The sequence below is a fragment of the Clostridium drakei genome (assembly GCF_000633595.2).
Lineage (GTDB): Bacteria > Bacillota > Clostridia > Clostridiales > Clostridiaceae > Clostridium_AM > Clostridium_AM drakei.
Genome location: NZ_JIBU02000080.1, coordinates 1 through 1766, shown reverse-complemented (window position 1 = coordinate 1766; position 1766 = coordinate 1). Strand labels below are relative to the sequence as shown.

General features: G+C 29.8%; 2 protein-coding genes. Both read left to right on the top strand.

Going from position 1 to position 1766, the window contains the following annotated elements; translation table 11 throughout:
* Window positions 1-156: 156 nt before the first annotated feature.
* Window positions 157-1383 (top strand): IS91 family transposase, encoded by a 1227-nt coding sequence (locus EG57_RS0224355; RefSeq protein WP_032079670.1) that lies wholly within the window; start codon window positions 157-159, stop codon window positions 1381-1383.
* Between the two features lie 18 nt (window positions 1384-1401).
* Complete coding sequence (locus EG57_RS0224350; RefSeq protein ID WP_032079669.1) at window positions 1402-1728, top strand: hypothetical protein; 327 nt, start codon at window positions 1402-1404, stop codon at window positions 1726-1728.
* The last annotated feature ends 38 nt before the right edge of the window (window positions 1729-1766 follow it).

Sequence of the window (1766 nt, the reverse complement as noted above, 5' to 3'; positions counted from 1 at the left end):
TTTAGTAGGAATTTAAAACTTTTTTGCTCAAAAAAACATGCCGTTAGGCATTGTAGGTAAATGGTTTGTAGATTAATGTAAAATATTTAAAGGGATAAAATGTAAGTGGATTTATGATAGAATTTATAATAAAAACTATGTGAGATCGGTGAAAAAATGGTAGGGGTTATAAAAAATATATTTATAGATAATTGGGATGAGTTTGAAGAATTGAATAGAGGAAACGTAAGAAGTATTGTTTATAAGGAAATAAAGAAAATGCTTAATTGTGGTTCTTTAGACATGGGATATATTGAGTTTAAATGCGAAGCATGTGGAGAAATAAAAAAGGTTGGATTTAGATGTAAGAGTAGATTTTGCACATCCTGCGGAAAAAAGAAATCAGAAGATTGGGCAGATGAAATGGTTTCAAGACTGATAAGAACAAAGCATAGACATATGGTATTCACTATACCTAAGGAACTTAGAAATTATTTTGGTAAAAATAGAAAGTTACTTGCACTATTACCACAATGTGCTTCACAAGCTATTATGAGTTGGTTTAAAGACTTGAACAAGAAAGAAGAGTTTACACCAGGAATAGTAGCAGTTATACATACATTTGGAAGAGACTTAAAATGGAATCCACATGTACATCTATTAGTTACCGAAGGTGGGGCAGGAAAATTTACAGTTTGGAGAAAAGTTACACATATACACTATGAATCATTAAGAAAAAGGTGGCAGAAATTATTATTAGATGCTTTAGAATTGAATCTTATAAATGTTAAAAAGCAGTTTAGAAAGTTAAAAAATGACCTATATAAGAAGTTGAAAAATGGTTTTTATGTGTATGGTAAGGGTGAAGTGAAAACGGCAAAACAAGCGGCTAAATACGTAGGTAGATATACCTCTAGACCTGCGATAGCAGAGTCAAGAATATTAAAGTATGATGGAAAAAGGGTAGTGTTTTATTATGAAAGACACGAAGATGGAGTAAGAGTTGAAGAAGAATTAGATGTACTTGATTTTATAGGGAAAATTATAAGACATATACCAGAAAAGAATTTTAAAATGATAAGATATTATGGTATATATGCTAAAAATACTAGGCATAAGAATAAGTTTTTCAAGTTGATAGATGAAAAAGTAGCTGAATTTAAAAAGAAGATGAAAAATTGGGAAACAAGAATATTAGTAACCTTTGGAGTAAATCCATTAGATTGTCCAAATTGCGGAAGAAAGATGAAGTTTAATGATATAGTCTATTATGGAGTAAGTGTTAAAGAGAAATTAAAAAAACAAATTTTCATAAGCAATGAAAAGAAAATTGAACAGTTAATGCATGACTACGGAGTGATAAAAGGAATAATTCGTGATAAAATAGAGCCAGTATTTGCATAAGGAAAGGTAAGATGTAAAATGGCTAGTAAGAAAAAGAAAGTAAAGGACAAGCAAAGAGAAAAAAATAAAATAAAGAAGGCAAAGGCTTTAGTAAAGGCATTTTTTGAAGAAAAAAAGAATGATACAATAACCTATCAGTGTTTAAATTGTGGCGCAGAAAAGGAAGTTCCAAGATTAGCTATAGAAACGCATATAACTAGAGATGAATTTGGAGATATTGATATACCAGGATATGCATGCGAAGCATGTGATGCTACAATGATAGTTAAAAATCCTGAAGAGTTAGATCTCAAAGAAGCAGACTTTGATGAAGTATTTGAGGAATTTAAAAATAAAAATTTCTAGATTTCTAATGCTACCGCACAGAATGTAATTGTAAAAAA